This is a genomic window from Streptomyces sp. NRRL F-5123, from assembly GCF_000721495.1.
GTDB lineage: Bacteria > Actinomycetota > Actinomycetes > Streptomycetales > Streptomycetaceae > Actinacidiphila.
In genome coordinates this window covers 48,091-64,835 of record NZ_JOHY01000006.1, presented here as the reverse complement: position 1 = coordinate 64,835, position 16,745 = coordinate 48,091, and the positions used below count along the sequence as shown (strand labels likewise).

The 16,745-nt window shown below is 74.7% G+C and carries 15 protein-coding genes; 4 read left to right on the top strand and 11 right to left on the bottom strand.

What is annotated here, in order from left to right; genetic code table 11:
- Positions 1 to 77 precede the first annotated feature (77 nt).
- Positions 78 to 1,457, bottom strand: a complete 1,380-nt coding sequence (locus IH54_RS0107625; RefSeq protein WP_031514139.1) for a hypothetical protein — start codon at positions 1,455 to 1,457, stop codon at positions 78 to 80.
- A gap of 354 nt (positions 1,458 to 1,811) precedes the next feature.
- On the opposite strand from IH54_RS0107625, the gene IH54_RS0107620 reads away from it, so the two are divergent.
- The 3 genes from IH54_RS0107620 (at position 1,812) to IH54_RS0107610 (ending at position 5,233) form a co-directional block, all read left to right on the top strand.
- Positions 1,812 to 2,546, top strand: coding sequence for a bifunctional DNA primase/polymerase (locus IH54_RS0107620; protein WP_234343398.1), 735 nt, complete (start codon positions 1,812 to 1,814; stop codon positions 2,544 to 2,546).
- A 198-nt stretch (positions 2,547 to 2,744) separates the two neighbouring features.
- Positions 2,745 to 3,602 (top strand): ABC transporter ATP-binding protein, encoded by an 858-nt coding sequence (locus tag IH54_RS0107615; protein WP_078862014.1) that lies wholly within the window; start codon positions 2,745 to 2,747, stop codon positions 3,600 to 3,602.
- Positions 3,599 to 5,233, top strand: a complete 1,635-nt coding sequence (locus IH54_RS0107610; protein ID WP_031514133.1) for a hypothetical protein — start codon at positions 3,599 to 3,601, stop codon at positions 5,231 to 5,233. The genes IH54_RS0107615 and IH54_RS0107610 overlap by 4 nt, the downstream gene beginning before the upstream one ends.
- A gap of 95 nt (positions 5,234 to 5,328) precedes the next feature.
- On the opposite strand, the gene IH54_RS0107605 is transcribed toward IH54_RS0107610, so the two are convergent.
- On the bottom strand, positions 5,329 to 6,564 hold the full coding sequence (locus IH54_RS0107605) for an MFS transporter (RefSeq protein WP_078862013.1): 1,236 nt from the start codon (positions 6,562 to 6,564) through the stop codon (positions 5,329 to 5,331).
- A gap of 90 nt (positions 6,565 to 6,654) precedes the next feature.
- Between IH54_RS0107605 and IH54_RS0107600 the strand changes: the two genes are divergently transcribed.
- Positions 6,655 to 7,239: a CGNR zinc finger domain-containing protein gene (locus IH54_RS0107600; protein WP_031514129.1), complete on the top strand. Its 585-nt coding sequence runs from the start codon at positions 6,655 to 6,657 to the stop codon at positions 7,237 to 7,239.
- Positions 7,240 to 7,737: 498 nt separating this feature from the next.
- On the opposite strand, the gene IH54_RS0107595 is transcribed toward IH54_RS0107600, so the two are convergent.
- The 9 genes from IH54_RS0107595 to IH54_RS0107555 all read right to left on the bottom strand — a co-directional run bounded on the left by IH54_RS0107595 (position 7,738) and on the right by IH54_RS0107555 (position 16,740).
- Positions 7,738 to 10,740, bottom strand: coding sequence for a BTAD domain-containing putative transcriptional regulator (locus IH54_RS0107595; RefSeq protein ID WP_031514128.1), 3,003 nt, complete (start codon positions 10,738 to 10,740; stop codon positions 7,738 to 7,740).
- Between the two features lie 111 nt (positions 10,741 to 10,851).
- The gene (locus IH54_RS0107590) at positions 10,852 to 11,325 is read right to left on the bottom strand and encodes a pilus assembly protein TadG-related protein (RefSeq protein WP_031514126.1); all 474 of its coding nucleotides are present in this window, start codon (positions 11,323 to 11,325) and stop codon (positions 10,852 to 10,854) included.
- Positions 11,322 to 11,699 (bottom strand): TadE/TadG family type IV pilus assembly protein, encoded by a 378-nt coding sequence (locus IH54_RS0107585; RefSeq protein ID WP_420711723.1) that lies wholly within the window; start codon positions 11,697 to 11,699, stop codon positions 11,322 to 11,324. The genes IH54_RS0107590 and IH54_RS0107585 overlap by 4 nt, the downstream gene beginning before the upstream one ends.
- A gap of 211 nt (positions 11,700 to 11,910) precedes the next feature.
- On the bottom strand, positions 11,911 to 12,378 hold the full coding sequence (locus tag IH54_RS0107580) for a TadE/TadG family type IV pilus assembly protein (RefSeq protein ID WP_052397180.1): 468 nt from the start codon (positions 12,376 to 12,378) through the stop codon (positions 11,911 to 11,913).
- A gap of 61 nt (positions 12,379 to 12,439) precedes the next feature.
- Positions 12,440 to 12,685, bottom strand: coding sequence for a hypothetical protein (locus IH54_RS0107575; protein ID WP_031514120.1), 246 nt, complete (start codon positions 12,683 to 12,685; stop codon positions 12,440 to 12,442).
- 143 nt (positions 12,686 to 12,828) lie between these two features.
- Positions 12,829 to 13,728 (bottom strand): type II secretion system F family protein, encoded by a 900-nt coding sequence (locus tag IH54_RS0107570; RefSeq protein WP_031514118.1) that lies wholly within the window; start codon positions 13,726 to 13,728, stop codon positions 12,829 to 12,831.
- Between the two features lie 2 nt (positions 13,729 to 13,730).
- On the bottom strand, positions 13,731 to 14,636 hold the full coding sequence (locus tag IH54_RS0107565) for a type II secretion system F family protein (RefSeq protein ID WP_052397179.1): 906 nt from the start codon (positions 14,634 to 14,636) through the stop codon (positions 13,731 to 13,733).
- Positions 14,636 to 15,943 carry a CpaF family protein gene (locus IH54_RS0107560; RefSeq protein ID WP_031514114.1) on the bottom strand — a complete coding sequence of 436 codons (1,308 nt, stop codon included), beginning with the start codon at positions 15,941 to 15,943 and terminating at the stop codon, positions 14,636 to 14,638. The genes IH54_RS0107565 and IH54_RS0107560 overlap by 1 nt, the downstream gene beginning before the upstream one ends.
- Entirely contained in the window at positions 15,940 to 16,740 is an 801-nt protein-coding gene (locus IH54_RS0107555; protein ID WP_031514112.1) for a hypothetical protein, read from the bottom strand. The genes IH54_RS0107560 and IH54_RS0107555 overlap by 4 nt, the downstream gene beginning before the upstream one ends.
- Between the last annotated feature and the right edge of the window lie 5 nt (positions 16,741 to 16,745).

The following is a 16,745-nucleotide window of genomic DNA, read 5'->3' as shown; positions in this document are numbered from 1 at the left end:
GCTCTTGTCCGTTCACCGTTTCACGCGGCTTTTCCGCGACGGGCCGACGGCCCGCGCGGCACCGTCCGCCGCCGCTCTCACGCGGCCTCCTGCGCCTCCAGCCGGGCGCCGAACTCCCGTACCGACGGCTCCGCGGAGAAGGGGTCGAGACGGCGGCGGAAATCCTCCAGGTACTCCGCGCCGCGGTCCGAGCGCAGCCCGGACAGCAGGGCCACCGCCTGGGTGCCGGTGTGGCAGGCCTGCTCGATCTCGCGCTGCTGCACCTGCGCGTCGGCCAGCAGCAGCATGTCGATGGCGCGGCGCCTGGTGCGGCTGACCGGATGCGCGGCCAGCGCCTCCTCCGCGCGCCGGGCGGCGGGCGCTGCCTGGCCCAGGTCGCGGTGGCAGTGGGCCAGTTCGTCCGCGAGGTAGGCGTGGTCGAAGTGCGCGATCCACGCCGGGTCCTGGTCCGGCTGCGAGCGCTCCATGGCACCGACCGCGAGACCGGCGACCGTCGCGAAGGTCCGCGCGTCGCCGAGCAGCGCGTGGCCGCGCGCCTCGGCCGCGTAGAACATCGCCTCCGCGGTGTGCCCGACCTGGCCCCTGGCGCCTTCCTGGGCGGCGCGGGCGAGTTGGGCGATCTCCCGGGGATTGCCGAGGGCCGCTGCGAGGTGGCTCATGCTGGCGGCCAGGATGTAGCCGCCGTACCCGCGGTCGCCGGCGGCCTGCGCGAGCCGCAGCGCCTGGATGTAGTAGCGCTGCGCCAGGCCGGGTTGGCCGGTGTCCACCGCCATGTACCCGGCCAGTTCGGTCAGCCGGGCCACCGCGGAGAACAGCTCGCGGCCGACCGACTCCCGGTAACTGCCCGCCAGCAGGCCGGACACCACGCTGTTGAGGTAGTGCACGACGACCGGCCGGACGTGGCCGCTGCCGAAGCGGTGGTCCAGATCGGTGAGCGCCTGGGTGGTCGCGCGGACCGCCTCGACGTCCGAAGCGCCCACCTTTGCCCCGCCGTTGCGGGCCACGCCCTGGTCGGGGCGGGTGATCAGCCAGTCCCTGCTGGGCTCCACCAGCGCGGAGGCGGCGACCGTGGAGCCGGTCAGGAACTCCCGGCGGCCGACGTCGCTGCGCCACAGCTCGCAGACCTGCTCGATCGCTCCGAGCACGGTGGGCGAGAAGTGCAGGCCGATGCCCGTCGCCAGGTTCTTGCCGTCCGCCATGCCGATCTCCTCGATCGACACGGCACGGCCGAGCTTGCGGCCGAGCGCCTCGGCGACGATGCCCGGCGCCCTGCCGCGCGGCTGCTGCCCGCGCAGCCAGCGCGCCACCGACGTCTTGTCGTAGCGCAGATCGAGGCCGTGCTCGGCCCCGCACATGTTGACCCTGCGGGCGAGCCCGGCGTTGGAGCAGCCGGCCTCCTGGATGAGCGACTGGAGCCGCTCGTTGGGCTGGCGCGCCACAAGTGGTCGTGCGGCCATGGTTGTCCCCCTCGTCCTCGTCGACCCGTCCCGGTGACCGACGTCCGTGTACGGCTCCGCGGCGCGACGGCGCCGCGGCCCGACTGCGGTGGGCCCGGCGGGCGTTCGCATCGCCCGGTGGCCCGGTCCCGCATGACTGTGCGGCTCCGCTGGGCGATACTTTCCCAGTCCTTGACCAGGAAATGCCCCGCTTTGCGGGATTTCACCGGCAAGCGCCGATGTCTCCTCCCACTGACTACCCGTCACCGGGCCCCGCTGCCCGCACGCGCCCCCGTTAGTGCATCCGTGCGCCTGCTATGACCCGGCCCGGCCCCCGCCCGTAACCCCGGGCGGCGAGGGGCTGTTGTGCTCCGCGTGGACAAAAGCACCTCATCCCCGCCGCAGCTCGCCGGTGATCCGGCCGAGGCGGCTGTCCGCTACGCCGAGGAACGCCAGTGGGACGTCCTGCCCGGCACCTGGCTGGAGACCGACCCCGACGGTGCGCCCTGCTGCTCCTGCAGCGCGGCCGACTGCCCGGCGCCCGGCGCGCACCCCACGCGCCCCGACTGGGTGACGCAGGCGAGCGGCGCGGTACCGACCGTGCAGCACATGTGGCAGAAGCAGCCGCGCGCGTCCGTCCTGCTGCCCACCGGGCGCTCCTTCGACGTCCTCGAGGTCTCCGAGAACGCCGGCTGCCTGGCGCTGGCCCGCAGCGAGCGGATAAACCTGCCGCTCGGACCGGTGCTCGGCGCCCCCGGCCGCCGGATAATGTTCTTCGTCCTGCCGGGCAGCGGGGACAAGGTGCCCGACACGCTGCGCAGCTTCGGCTGCCGGCCCGCGTCGCTGGACCTCTCGGTGCTGGGACGCGGCGGCTGGGTCGTCGCTCCGCCCACAAGAACCGTTCCTGCAGGGATGGTCATGTGGGCCCGGCGGCCCACTCCCGCCAACCGCTGGCTGCCGGACGCGACGGAGGCACTCGGCGCCCTGGCCTACGCGTGCGCCCGCGAGGCGATGGAGGCACTGGACGCCGGCGCCCGCCCCGCGCGGCCGGCCGCGGCCCGTGCGGGCGCCGGGCGCGGCCGCGCCGCGGCGCCGGTGCGGGGGCGCTGAGCCGCCGGACGCGGGGGCGCTGAGCCATCGGGCGCGGCCGCTCGGCCTCGTAGTGGGCCTGCTCGGTCGATGCGGCAACGCAGCGAGGTGCCGTGCCGGGCGTCGCAAGCCGGTGAACCCTCCCGGTCACAGCACTAGGGTGTGACCGTCCGTGGGGAGCCGCGGAGCAGGGCACGGGGCAGGGGGAGGCGGCGGGCTATGGCCGAGTCGGAGCAGGAAGCACAGCGGGGCGCGCCGCTGCCGTACTACGGGAATCGCGCCGAGGGAGCCGGCGGGCAGGAGGACGGGCCCGTCCCGGCGGTGCGGGTGCGCGGGCTGTGGAAGCAGTTCGGCACGCAGGCCGCCGTGGCCGGCGTCGATCTCGACCTGCCCGCGGGCCTGTTCGTCGGCCTGGTGGGGCCGAACGGGGCGGGGAAGACGACGACGCTGTCCATGATCACCGGACTGCTGCGGCCGGACGACGGCCTGGTGCAGATCCACGGCCACGACGTGTGGACGGACCCGGTCGCGGTGAAGGCCAGGATCGGCGTGCTCCCCGAGGGCCTTCGGCTCTTCGAGCGGCTGTCCGGGCGCGAACTGCTCGCGTACACCGGCCGGCTGCGCGGCCTGCCCGGCGCGGAGACCGACCGGCGCGCCGCCCAACTGCTGGACGTGCTGGACCTGACCGGCGCCCAGCACAAGCTGGTGGTGGACTACTCGACCGGCATGCGCAAGAAGATCGGCCTGGCCGCTGCCCTGCTGCACAACCCCGACGTCCTCTTCCTCGACGAGCCGTTCGAGGGCGTCGACCCGGTGTCCGCGCAGGTCATCCGCGGGGTGCTGGAGCGCTTCACCGCCGGGGGCGGCACGGTGGTCTTCTCCTCGCACGTGATGGAGCTCGTGGAGAGCCTGTGCGACTGGGTCGCGGTCATGGCCGCGGGCCGGATCGTGGCGCGCGGCACCCTCGCCGAGGTGCGCGGCGGGGCCGGCAGCCTGCAGGACGCCTTCCTGTCGCTGGTCGGCGCCGACCGCTCCGGCGGCGAGGGCCTGGAGTGGCTGGGCGGCGGCGCGCGATGACCGCCACCACCGCTCCCCCGCCCGCGGCCCCCGCGTCGGTGACCGCCGTCTTCGTCCGGCTCAAGCTGTCGCTGATGCGCAACGGGCTGCGCCGGTCCACGGGGCGCACGTTCGGCTGGTGCGTCGGTGTCGGCGTGGCCCTGATCTTCACGCTCGCCAACACCGCGGCCCTGCTGTCGATGCGGCACAACGAGCACGCGCCGGCCGTCGCCGTCACCGCCGCCGTGGTGCTCGCCGTGGGATGGGCCGTCGTGCCGCTCTTCTTCTTCGGCGGCGACGAGACGCTGGACCCCACCCGGCTGACGATGCTGCCGCTGCGGCCGCGGCCGCTGCTGACCGCGCTGCTCGTCTCCTCGCTGGTCGGCGTCGGCCCGCTGCTCACCACGCTGCTGGTCACCGGCGCGGTCGTCTCCCTCACGTACGGGGCTGCGGCCGCCGTCGTCGCCGTTCCGGCCGCGCTGCTGGTCCTCGCCCTGTGCGTGTCGCTCTCCCGGGCGGTGGCCGCGGCCAACACCCGGCTGCTGACCAGCCGCAAGGGCCGCGATCTCGCGGTGCTCAGCGGCGTCTTCGTGGCCATAGGCGCGCAGCTGATCCGGATAGGCGCGGATTCGCTGTCCGGCGGCGACGGCCTGGACCACGCCGACTCCGCGCTGTCCGTGGTCCGCTGGATACCGCCGGGCACCGCGGTCGACGCCGTCCGCTCCGCCGACCGCGGCGCATATGCCCTGGCGGTCCTGCAACTCGCCCTGACCGCCGTGGCGGTGGCGGCGGCGCTGCGCTGGTGGCACCGCAGCCTGGTGCGGCTCATGGTCTCCCCGGACGCGTCCACGATCGCCGCGGCCCCGGAGGAGTCCGGGAGCCGCGCGGACGGCGCCGGACGCACCCGGCGGCTGCCCTGGCCGCGGCTGCCCGAGGGGCGGACGGGCACGGTCGCGCAGCGGCAGTTCCGCTACATGTGGCGCGAGCCGCGCGCCAAGGCGTCGCTGGTGACCGGTCTCGCGGTCGGCCTGCTGCTGCCGGCCGTCGCCGTCTTCCAGCACGGCAGCGTCTACCAGTGCCTGTGGGCCGCGGGGCTGCTCGGCGTGCAGATGTTCAACCTGTTCGGGACGGACGGATCCGCCTTCTGGACGGTCGCGGCCGCCGTCGCCGACCGCCGCGACGCGGAGCTGGAGCTGCGCGGGCGGGCGCTCGCGGTCGCCGCAATAGCCGTGCCCTACGTCACCGTGGTGACCGTCGGCGCGGCGGTGGTCCTCGGCCAGGCCGGTTCGCTGGCCGAGACGCTGGGGGTGTCGTACGCGTTCCTGGGCGCGCTCGTCGCCACCGGGTGCGTGGCGAGTGTGCGCTACCCGTACGCGCTCCCGCACGACAATCCCTTCGGCACCGCCGCGCCCGGCCAGAGCAGCCTCGCGGCGCTCAACCTGCTCGGCGGGATGCTCACCGCGGCGGTGCTGTGCCTTCCCGTCTTCGTGCCCGTCATCGTCCTCCACGCGACCGGCCACCACGGCCTGCTCTGGCTCGCCCTCCCGGTCGGCGTCCCCTACGGCGCCGCCCTCGCCGCCCTCGCCCTCCGCCTCGCCGCTCCCCGGTTCCTCGGACGCCTCCCCGAAATCCTCGCGGCGGTCCGCCTCTAGTGCTGTGACCGGGAGGGCGATCCGCCGCGCGGGGCGGTGAGCGTTTCCAGGGGCGCGTGGGGGCACCTGGCGTGCCCGGCGCCGCAGAGAACCGCTCAGCCGCGGCGCAGCCGCACCGTGGACGTCAGGGCCAGGAGGGGGAGGACGGCGCCCAGGGCCGTCGTCAGCGGCCAGCCGCCGAGGTGGTAGGCGGCGGAACCCGCCTGGGAGCCCACCGCTCCGCCGACGAAGAACGTCGCCATGTACGCGCTGTTGAGGCGAGCCCGGGCGCCGCCGTCGAGGGCGTAGACGACGTGCTGGCCCAGGACGAGCGTGGTCTGGACGGCCATGTCCAGCAGCACAGCCGCCGCGCCCAGCGCCAGTACGCTGTGCCGCCCGGCCGCCGCGAGGCCGAACGCGGCCGCGGCGGCGGCGAAGGCCGCGGCGGTCATCGGGCGGACGAGGCCGCGGTCGGCCCACCGCCCGGCCAGCGGGGCGACGAGCGCGCCGCCGGCGCCCGCGAGGGCGAACAGGCCGACCTGCCACTGGCTGTAGCGGAAGGGCGCGGCGGTGAGGACGAAGGAGATCGTCGTCCAGAAGACGCTGAACGCCCCGAACATCGCCGCCTGGTAGAGCGCCCGGCGGCGCAGTGCCGGGTGGACCCGCAGCAGCCGCACCGTCGAACGCAGCAGCGCCCCGTACGGCAGCGCGGCCGCGGGCTGCCGCGGCGGCAGTGTGGAGCGCAGCACCAGCGTCAGGACGGTCATCAGCGTCGCCGAGCCGAGGTAGACCACGCGCCAGCTCGTGGCGTCGGCGATCAGGCTGCCCACCGTCCGGGACAGCAGGATGCCGGTGAGCAGCCCGCTCATCACCTGCCCGACGACCCGCCCGCGGCTCGCGTCGGGCGCGAGGTCCGCGGCGTACGGCACGAGGATCTGGGCGACGGTCAGCGTGCAGCCCAGGACGAGGGACGCGGCGAGGAGCACCCCGAAGTCCGGCGCGAGGCCCGCCAGGGCGAGCGCGGCGACGGTGAGGGTGAGCAGCAGCGTGGCCAGCCGCCGCTTCTCCAGCACGTCGCCGAGCGGCACGACCAGGAGCAGCCCGAGCGCGTAGCCGAGCTGGCCGGCCGTCACCAGGCTGCCCGCGGTGACCGTGCCGATGTGGAAGGACCGGCGCAGCTCGCTGAGCAGAGGCTGGGCGTAGTAGAGGTTCGCGACGGTCAGGCCGCACGCGACGGCGAGCAGCACGACGAGGCGGCGCGGCGGCCCTTCCTGCGGCGCTCCCGCGGGGGCCGGGAGCCCGCTCCCCCGGACGGGCTTCGCGAGGTCTGCGGGGCCGTTCGGCTGGGACATCGTCACCTCACTGCGCGGAATTCAGGGCACCGGTCAAACCGGTGCGACGACGGTACCAGTCATACCGGTTCCAGGGGTACGCTGGCCGGCATGACGGAGATCACCGCGCCGCCGCGCTTCCGGCAGGGGGCCGGGCGGCTGTGCCTGGACTACGTGCGCACCCTGCGGTACCGCGGGACGCCCCGCGCGCAGGAGGAGTTGGCGGACGGCGCCGCGCTCGCGGAGTGGGTTCGGCAGTGCGGCCCCGCGCTCGACGCGCCCCGCGCCCCGGTGGAGCCCACCGGCGCGGTCGTGCGCGAGGCCCGCGCCCTGCGGGAGGCGGTGTACGCGCTCGTCGCCGCCGCCCGCACGGGGGACGGGGCCGCCGCCGCGCCCGCCGTCCGCGGCCGCCTCAACCGCGCCGCCGCGCAGCCCGTACCCGTACCGCGGCTCACCGCCGAGGGTGAGCTGCGGTGGCGGGCGGACGAGCCCGTCACCGCTGTCCTCGCCCTCGTCGCGCGGGACGCCCTCGAACTCGCGGCCGCGCCCGCGCTCCTGGCGCGCCTCCACGAATGCGCTGCCGCGGACTGCGGGGCGGTCTTCCTGGACGCTTCCCGTCCCGGGACCCGCCGCTGGTGCTCCATGGATGTGTGCGGCAACCGCGCGAAGAAGTCCGCTTATCGCGCGCGTAACTGACCCGCGCATCTCCTGGGCCTGCCCCCGGTCCCCCCTCCGCGGGGGCGCGTTCCGAGGCTGCGGCTGCGCCGCGGGGCACCCGTTTTCAGCCTGCGGCTGGGCTGTGGGTGGTGTTTTCCGGGCTGCGACTGCGCCGCCGGGCAACCACCAGGGGCGCGGGGGGACCCCCAGCCCCCACCGGGGCGCGGGTCGTCACCGACCCGAAGGGGCGGTTCGGTTTCCTACCGGACCACCGGCCGCGAGCGAAGCGAGATGGGGGTACCCCCAGGCGAAGCTGTGAGGGAGGGTTGCTCGCGCAGTTCTCCCCCAGAGCTTCGCCTGGGAGGTACCCCCACGCGCCCCTGAAAACGCCCACCCCACGCGGCAAGCGCACCCTCCCCGCCCCCGGAGCACCCGGCCACGCAGACGCAGCCCGAAAACGCCCGCCCCGCGCGGAGAGCGCATCCTCCCCGCGCGGCAGCGCAAAACGCTCGCCCCCCCCTGCGCGGCAGGGACCGCTTACGCCAGTTCGGCGAGGGATTGCCGCCAGGTGGGGTGGAGGTCGTCGAGGAGGGCCTCGACGCGCGGGGGCAGGCCCCGCGAAGGCCCAGCGGCAGCGGACCTGCTCAGGAGCGAGGCGGCGGCGAATTCGAGGCGGGCCGGGTCGCCGGTGGCGTGGGCCGCGCGCAGCAGGGCGAGCCAGAGGCGCTCGTCCTGGGGGGCGACCCCCATGCCCGTCTCCACCGCGGCGACCGCCGCCTTCGGCTTGCCCGCGTCGAGGTGCAGCGTGGCGAGCGCGAGGGCGATCTCGGCGACCAGCACCGGGTGCTGGGCCTCGACGATCTCGTGCGAGAGCCACCCGTAGCGGCCGGCGGCGCGGTCGTCGAGGAGGCGGCCGCGGGCGAGTGAGAGGGCGTCGGTGAGCAGCCGGCGGCGGGCCACGGGGTCGTGCGCCCCGACGCCCTGCTCGGCCTGGTGGTGGAGGGTCTGGAGGACGTCCCAGTCGGAGACGATCGAGGTGGCGAGCACGATGCGGCCGGTCTCGTCGTAGGAGAGCCGGGGCGTGCCGTCCGGGTCGGTGCCCAGCCAGTCGCGGAGCCGGTCGACGAGCCCGTCGCGGACGTCCTCGGTGACGCCGCGCGGCCACAGCGCGGAGGCCAGGACGCGCGGGTGGACGCCTTCGCGGTGCAGCAGGAGCAGCGCGAGGGCCTCGTGGAGCAGCGGGCCTCGGTCGGCCTCGGGGGCATCGACGCCGTTGACCTCGAAGGCGCCGAGGAGCCGGGCGTAGACGCCGGGGCGGCCGCGGTCGCTGAGGTCGACGAGGAAGGCGGGGGCGCCGGGGTCGGGGTCGCGCCCGTCGTCGCTGCCGCCGGCCGCGACCTGCGCGAAGAGCTGCAGCACCGCGGCGTACTGCGCGGCGGGCAGCCGCTGCGCGGCGAGGTCGAGTCCGAGCAGCGGCGCGGTGAGCCGGCCCGTGGAGCTGATCTCCAGCTCCCAGGCGGCGCCCGGCACGGCGGCGGTGTCGGTGGCGAGGAGGTAGCCGAGGCCGAGCCGCCCGGCGTCGGCGGCGAGTTCGGCGATCCGCTGGATCTGCTCGTCGCCGGGCCGGTCGGCGACGATCACCAGGTGCGGTGCCCACTGGCTGTGCTGCGCGCGCCCGGCGCGGCCGGTCAGGACGCTGTCCTGGCCGGCGGCCTGGAGCGCGGCGCGGCGCTGGGCCGTCTCGGCGGCCATGGCCTCGATGGCCTCGGAGACGTCGGCGAGGTGCCGGACCCGGGCCGGGGCGAGGGCGGTGAGGTCCTCGGCGAAGCCGACGAGGGTCACGGTCATACGGTCCGACCAGCCGTTGGTGGCGAGTTCGGCGGCGACGGAGGCGAGGACGGCGTCGCGGTCGGCCTTGGCGCCGGCGAGCGACACGACGCCGGGCACCGCTTCGAGGTTGAGCAGCAGCCGCGCCTCGTCGAGGGTGCCGAGCGTGACCAGGCCCGGGTAGGGCGCGGCGGCCGCGGTGCCGGCGTCCGCGGGCAGCGAGGTGCGGGCGAGCCGCCAGAAGGTCTCGTCCTGGCCCAGCACCCAGGGCGCGGGCGGGGCCCCCTCGGCCCAGGCGAGCTGGAGGTGCAGCTCGTCGGTGGTGAGCCACGCGGCGTAGACGGTCGGCAGCGGCCGCCCCTCGGCGTCGAGCTGGGCGGACAGCGCGCGCAGGCCCCGGTCGAGGAAGGCGACGGTCTCGGGGTCGGCGCCGATCCGCAGCGCGTCGTCGGCGTCGGCCGCCGGACCCTGCGGGGTGCGCGGGATGCGCAGGATGCCCTCGGCGACGGACTGCCACAGCTCGGTGCGGCGGCGCCGGCCGAGCGCGGCGAGCAGGCCGGCGGCCAGCAGAGGGGCGGCGATGAGCGCCTCGGGCAGCTGGGAGAGCCCGCCGTGGTGCGCGGCGGCGTGGACGGTGGGGACGTGCCCGGCGCCGTGCGCGCCGGCCTGCTCGGGGGCCGGGGCGGGCGCGGGCGTGGCGGGCGACCGGTGCTGCTCGGGCGCGGGGGTCTGCGCCGGGGTCTGGTGCGGGGCCTGGTGCGCCCCACCGCCCGCGCCCTCGGCCGCGGTGTCCTTGGCGCCGCCGTGCTCCGCGTAGTGCTGGATGTCGTGGGCGACGTGCTGGACCTGCTGCACCGCGGCGGCCGGCATGTCGACGATCTCGCCGCCGGTCGCGTCGCCGGGCATCTCCATGATCCAGCCGGGCCGGATGAGGCTGGCCTGCGACAGCTTCGAACCGTCGGGCTGCACACGGTCCTTGTTGAGGGCGTAGATCTCCTTGTAGCGGCGCCCGTCGCCGAGGTGGCGCTGGGCTATGTCCCACAGGGAGTCGTGGTGGCGGCCCTCGGGCGGCTGGATCCGGTAGAACTTCGTGTCCTGCTGCGTGTGTTCGACGCTGCGGACCGTCCCGGCGTGGCCCGCGCCGCCCTCCGGCGAGGTGACGGCGTTCGAGGCGCCCTGGTGCGGGACGCCCGGGGTCTGCTGCGCCGAGGCGACGGCTCCCGGACGGGCCTGGTGCTCGGCCTGGTGGTGCGTGCCCTGCTGCCCCAGCACGGGCGACAGGGTGGCCGCGCCGACGCCGAGCAGCAGCAGCGCGGCGACGAGCTGGCGGGCCAGCAGCTGGCTCCCGCCGGACCCCGGGATGTGCCGCGGCATGCCCACGCCGGAGAACGCCGCCTTGCCCTCGACCAGCACGCACGCGGTGAACTGCGCCCAGGCGATCCACACCAGCACCGCGAGGGAGTTGACGAAGGTCTTGGTGGTGATGGGCTGGCGCAGCACGTCGGAGTCGAAGTGGTGCGGGAAGGGCGAGCCGATGTAGTGCAGCAGCGCTCCGGGCACGCCGACCACGAGCGCCGCGAGCACCACGAAGGCGCCGATCGCGCGGAGGACGTCGCCGAACGTACGCTGCCTGCGCGGGGGCCGGCCCGGGTTCTGCCCCGGTCCCGGCCGCGCCTGCGGCTGGTGGCGTCCCGTGGCGGTGGAGCGTGCCATCGCTGCTGCCCTGCTTCCTCTGCTCCGTTGCGTGCTGTTCGGTCCTGACGTTATGCGACGCGCCCGGTGGCGCGATACGTGTCCGCGGTGCCTTGCGGGTGCACGGCGCGGCTACTGCGTGAGCGCCTCGGCGGTGGCCGTCCCCTTCACGGCGTGGCCCTTGACCGCGAAGAGGCTGGTCACCATCGGCTGGAAGGTGATCCGGACCGTGACGGTGATCCGCCGGCGGTTCCCGCTGCAGGTCGAGTGGCTGACGTCGTCGTCGCTGAGGCCCGCCGCGGTCAGGAACTTCGTGATGTCGCTCCGGCAGTTGCCGTACCGGATCGGCGCGGTCTTGCCCAGGTCGGCACCGGAGCGCAGGGCATCCACGTCGATGTCCTGGGCGGCGGCGCGGGCGGCCTGCTCGGCGAGGTCGGCGGCGCGCTCGCGGGTCGCCAGGACCCGGCCGCCGTCGACCACGAAGGCGGCGAGCGTGACGAAGAGCAGCGCGAAGATCAGGAGCGCGATGGCCCCCGAACCGCGGTCCGCGCCGCGGCCGTACGCGTCCCGCACCGCCCGCAGTCGGGCGCGCAGCAGGCGCTTCACTCGAACCTCCGGTAGGGGTCGAGGGGCGAGGCGAACTCGCTGCTCAGGGTCGTGGTGATGGGCAGGCCCAGATCCGCCAGGCCGCGGACCCGGCAGGAGACCTGGACGGTGTAGACCCCGCCGGGGGCCCACCGGGTGTTGGTGTGGGTGATGGTGATCGGGCCGGAGCAGATGTGCTGGAGGTCCGCCCTGGCCGTCTGCCGGGCGGCGTTGTTGGCCTTGCCCTGGTTGCCGTGCAGGGAACCGGCGCGTGCCGCGTCGCGCGCGGCGCCGTCCAGCTCGCCGCGGGCGTCGGCCAGTTGGCCGAAGGCGACCAGCACCAGGATGAAGAGGATCAGCACCGGTGCGATGATCACGACCTCGATCGTCGAGATCCCGGCGTCCCCCGAGCCCCGTGGGCCCCCGGCGCGCTCCCCTGCCGCGGCCCGCCGCCGCAGCCCCGAGGCCGCGGCCCGCGCAGCCGCGGTCGCAGTTGCAGTCGCAGTCGCAGTCGTGTACGTCACCGCCCCGCCGTCCTCACTGTCCCCGTCACAGTCGCCCCCGTGATCCCCGTCGTCCCCGCTGCCGTCATGTCGGGCCGCTCCCTCACCCGTTCGGCATGAACTGCTCGATCGGGCCCTCGGACGTGCGGTCCACCGTGATGCCGATCCCGAGGATCGACGGCACGTGCCCCTTCACCCGGACGCTGACCCGGTCGCCGTGCCCCGGGACCCGCTGGGCGGTCACCTTCGGGCTGGTCAGCAGGCTGCCGCCGAGCCCGTCGATGTAGCCGTTGGCCTTCTTCTGCGCCTTGCCCTGCCAGTCGCTGCCGGACACGGCCGCCTGCGTACGGGCCTCGCGGGCGCCTGCCCGGGCCGCGGCGATCGCGACGTGCGTGGCGAAGTAGTACATCGCGAACTGCACGGTGACGATGATGACCCCGAAGACGACCGGCGTCAGGAAGACGAACTCGATCGCGGTCATCCCGCGGTCGTCCGCCCTGCGCCGGCCCACGCCGCTGTCGCCGCGCGCTGCCGCGAACCGGTCGCGCAGCGCGCGGCCCACCGCCTTCATCGTCTCCCCCGTCCTTTCCGCTGCCCCGCTGTCCGCCGCCGGCCGGCCCGGCCGACCGGCATCAGCACTGGCTGGTGCTGCTCGCCTTGTCGATGCAGTTCTTGACGCTGTCGGTCTTGTCGTTCAGCGCCTTGCTGATGGTGAAGCCGATACCGGCGACCAGCGCGGCCACGATGGCCGAGATGATCACCCATTCCACGGCGGAGGCACCGATGGTGCGGCCCTCGCTGCGGGCCCAGGCGATGCGGCGGCGGACGAGGCCGACGACGGCGGTGGTCGCCTTGGCGAGGGGGTTGGGTCGGTTCATGGTCCGAGTCCTTTCTGGGTGACGACTCCCATGTCTCAGGTGTCGCGATGTCATGTGCCGTACGTCGTGCGGTGTCCGTCGTGCGTCGAGCTCGCGGCGCCGTTGCCGCCCGGTCGGTGGAACGCGTTCGGTGTGGTGCCGGTTCACGCCTGGAAGACGCGCATCGCGGCCGGGAACATCAGGAAGACCAGGAAGCCTGCGGCGAGCATGAGCTGCGCCACCAGCATGGACTGTGAGTTCTCGCCGGCGGAACCCTCGATCTCGGCGAGCTCGCGGTGCCGCATGGTTTCCGCGCGGGAGGCCAGGGACTCACGGATCTTGGCGCCGTCGTCGGCCACCAGGCCGAGCGCGACGGACAGGTCCTGCAGCTCCTCGACGCCCAGCTCCGCGCCGAGCCGGCCGAGCGCGACCCACTGGCTGACGCCGGTGATCCGGGCGTCGTTGAGGCAGCTGCGGATACGGACCAGGGCCCAGCCGTCGCTGACGTCCGCGGCGGCCATCAGCGCCTCCGGCAGGCCGCGCCCGCCGGCGAGGTTCATCGACACCAGGTCCAGGTACGCGCCGATCACCCGGCGCAGGTCCTTGCGCTTCTCGGTGGCGTCCCGGCGCACCTCGAGGTCCGGGAGCATGAAGAACAGACCCGCGCAGACCAGCGCCAGCCACACCGGGATGATCGGGCTGACGCCGAAGCCGAACTGCCAGACCAGGGCGTAGAGGAACGGCCCGAAGACCAGACCGGTCGCACCGAGCAGCAGCTTGGTCGCGAGGAAGCCCTCCCAGCTGCGGTCCAGCACGGCCAGGTCGGCGCGCATCGAGCGCAGCTCCCAGCCCTGTTCGAGGTAGAAGGCGGAGACCCGCTGCCCGATCCGGCCCCGCAGGTCGGTCGCGCGCGGGGCGGGTCCGGCGGCGGGGCCCTGGGCGCGCAGGGCGTCGATCTGGGCGACGGTGGCCGCGGCGCTGTGCCGGCTCGGGGCGAGCGCCCTGATGAGGGCGTAGATGCCGATACCGGTGATGGCGCCGAGCAGTCCTGCCAGTGCGAGCATGTTCACCGGTGCAGCACCTCCTGCCGTTGGGCGTGGAGTTCGGGCGAGTGGACGAGGAAGCGGGCCGGGGTCTCGACCTTCGACAGGCTGCGCAGCCACCAGAAGCCGGCGCCGAACAGCGCGCAGACCACCAGCAGCACCATCTGCCCCAGCAGCGTTCCGTACGGCTTGACGAAGCCGCGGTTGAAGATGGCCAGCGCGAGCACCACGACGACCGAGACGATGACCACGATCTGCACGCTGCGCCGGGTACTGGCGCGCTGCGCCATCACCCGCTGCCGCATGTCGACCTCCTCGCGCGCCGACTTGGCCAGCGCGCCCAGGACCTCGCGCAGACCCGGGCCGCGCAGCCGGGAGTTGAGGATCAGCGCGGCGATGATGATGTCGGCGGACGCGTCGTTGATCTCGTCGGCGAGGTGCTGGAGCGCGTCCGGCAGCGGCGTGCGGGCGCGCAGCCGGTCGACGAGCGCCTCCAGGTGGGTGCGCAGCGCGGGCGCGGCGGCGCGGGCCGAGGCGGGGATGGCCTGCTCCAGGCCGACCGCACCGGCGATGGTGTCGCGCAGCGACTCCGTCCAGCCGGCCAGCGCCTCCACCCGCTTCATCGCGGCGCGCTCGTCCGAGGCGCCGCCGAAGAGCTTGTCCCAGGTGAAGACGAGCAGCGCGGTGGCGATGCCGAGCACCGCCCAGCGGGTGAGCCCGATGACGGCGATCCCGGCGACGGCGGCGATCGAGCCGCGCTGCGACAGGAAGCGCATCATCTCCGCCGCCTTGTCGGCGGGCGCCTCGCCGGGGGCGACGGGTTTGGGCGCCCAGCCGCGGATCGCGACCACGAGCAGCGCGATACCGCCGCCCACGACCGCGCCGGCCAGTAGCCCGTACATCACGGTCAACGAGAAGACACCGGTCATTACCGCCACACCCCCGTGGGCTGGTAGCCGTTGGCGAGGAGTTCGTCGAGACAGGAGATCGGCGCGTGCGGCATCGCCGCGCCGGTCCTGCCCTCGGCGAAGACCTCGCTGGAAAGGACCCTGCCGTCCACGCCGTTGACCTCGCGGACCGAGGTCACCATACGGCGCAGGGTGCCGCCCTGCTGGAAGTCGTTGCGGCGCTGGATGAAGACCACGAAGTCGATGGCGCCCGCGACGAGCATCTGCGAGGCCTCGATCGGCAGCCGCTCGGCGGCCTGCAGCGCGTAGGTGGAGATGCGGTTGAAGACCTCGGCCGAGCTGTTGGCGTGGATCGTCGACAGCGAGCCGTCGTTGCCCTGCGACATCGCGTTGAGCATGGTGACGATCTCGTCGCCGAGGACCTCGCCGACGATGACCCGTGAGGGGTTCATGCGCAGCGAGCGGCGGACCAGTTCGGCCATCGAGATGGCGCCGAGGCCTTCGGAGTTGGGCAGCCGCTCCTCGAACGCCACCACGTTGGGGTGGAGTTCGGGGAACTGGTCGAGGCCGAGTTCGAGGGCGCGCTCGACGGTGATGAGCCGCTCGTGCGCCGGGATGACGTTGGCCAGCGCCCGCAGCAGGGTGGTCTTGCCGGCGTTGGTGGCGCCGGCGATCATCACGTTCTTGCGGGCCATGACGGCCGCGTGCAGGAAGCTGGCCAGCTCCGGGGTGATCGTGCGGTTGCCGACCAGGTCGGCGAGGAAGACCTTGCCGAGCCGCGCGCGGCGGATGGAGAGCGCCGGCCGCCGCGTCACGTCCATCACGGCCGAGAGCCGGGAGCCGTCCGGCAGCCGCAGGTCGAGCTGCGGGTTGGCGGAGTCGAAGGGGCGTGAGGACAGGCCGGAGTAGGCGCCCAGCACCTGTATGAGCTCGATCAGCTCCTCGTCGCTCTCGGCGACGGGGTCGCCCTGGAGTTCGCGGCCGTCGGAGTAGCCGACGAAGACCTGGTCGCAGCCGTTGATGTCGATGTTCTCGACGTCGGGGTCGTCCAGCAGCGGCTGGAGCCGCCCGACGCCGAAGAGGGCCGCGTGCACGGCGGCCGCGTACGCCTCCTCGGCGACCGCGTCCAGCGGGGTGCGGCCGGCGTTGATCTCCCGGCGGGCGTAGTCCTCCAGGATCTGGGCGATGATCGCGCGGGCGAACTGCCGCTCGTCCTCCGCGCTCATCGCCAGCGCGCCGGCGACCTGGTCGAGCCGCCGCTGCTCGGCTATCCGGTCGCCGGCCTCCTCCCGGAAGCGCTTGACCAGCTGGTGGTCGATCTCGCTCATCGGAAGACCCCGTACCGGTTCGGTACGTCGGCGGCGATCTGCCGCGCGGAGCGGATCAGCAGGGACTTGTCGAGCCGGCCGCGGCGCCGCCCGGTGAGCATGTCGGCGCCCGCCGGGTCGTGCGCGACGGTGCCGACGACCCGCGCGGATATCTGCGAGGCGACCAGCATCTCGTTGGCCTGCGCGGCGATCCGGGCGCTCTGCCCGGGGTCGGCGACCAGCAGCACGCCGATCGGCGGGTAGCCGAGGGCGCCGGCGCCGCGCTGCGAGCCGTGCAGCTTGGCCGACAGCGCGCCGGCCCGGTCCCGTACCCGGGCCAGGTGCTCGGCCTCGGTCCTGGCCACCAGCAGCACCAGAGCGGCGTGCTGGAAGAGGCCGAGGGAGGGCGAGTCGCCGCTGATCCGGCCGCAGTCGGCGATGACGTCGGCCGCGCCGTTCGGCGCCTGCCCGAGCATCGAGAAGACCTCGCCGAGGACGGGCCACAGCCCGGTCAGGCCCGCGGCCTGCTCCGAGCCGCCGAGGCCGACGAGGACGTCCAGGCCGCCGGCGAGCGGCTGGGCGTGCTCCCAGAGCTGCTCGGCGGCCAGGCCGCGGCGGGCGGCCGCGGCGAGCGAGAGCACGCCGACGTTGGGGTCGAGCATGCCGCCGTGGGCGGCGCGCGAGCGGTAGACGAGGTCGCCGCCGGCCGGGTCGGTTTCGGCGAGCAGGGCGCGCCGCGGCCACACCGCGGCCAGCGCGAGCGCGGTCGTGGTGACGCCGGGCGAGCCCTTGTCCGCCGCGAGGGCGATCAGTGCCATGGGTA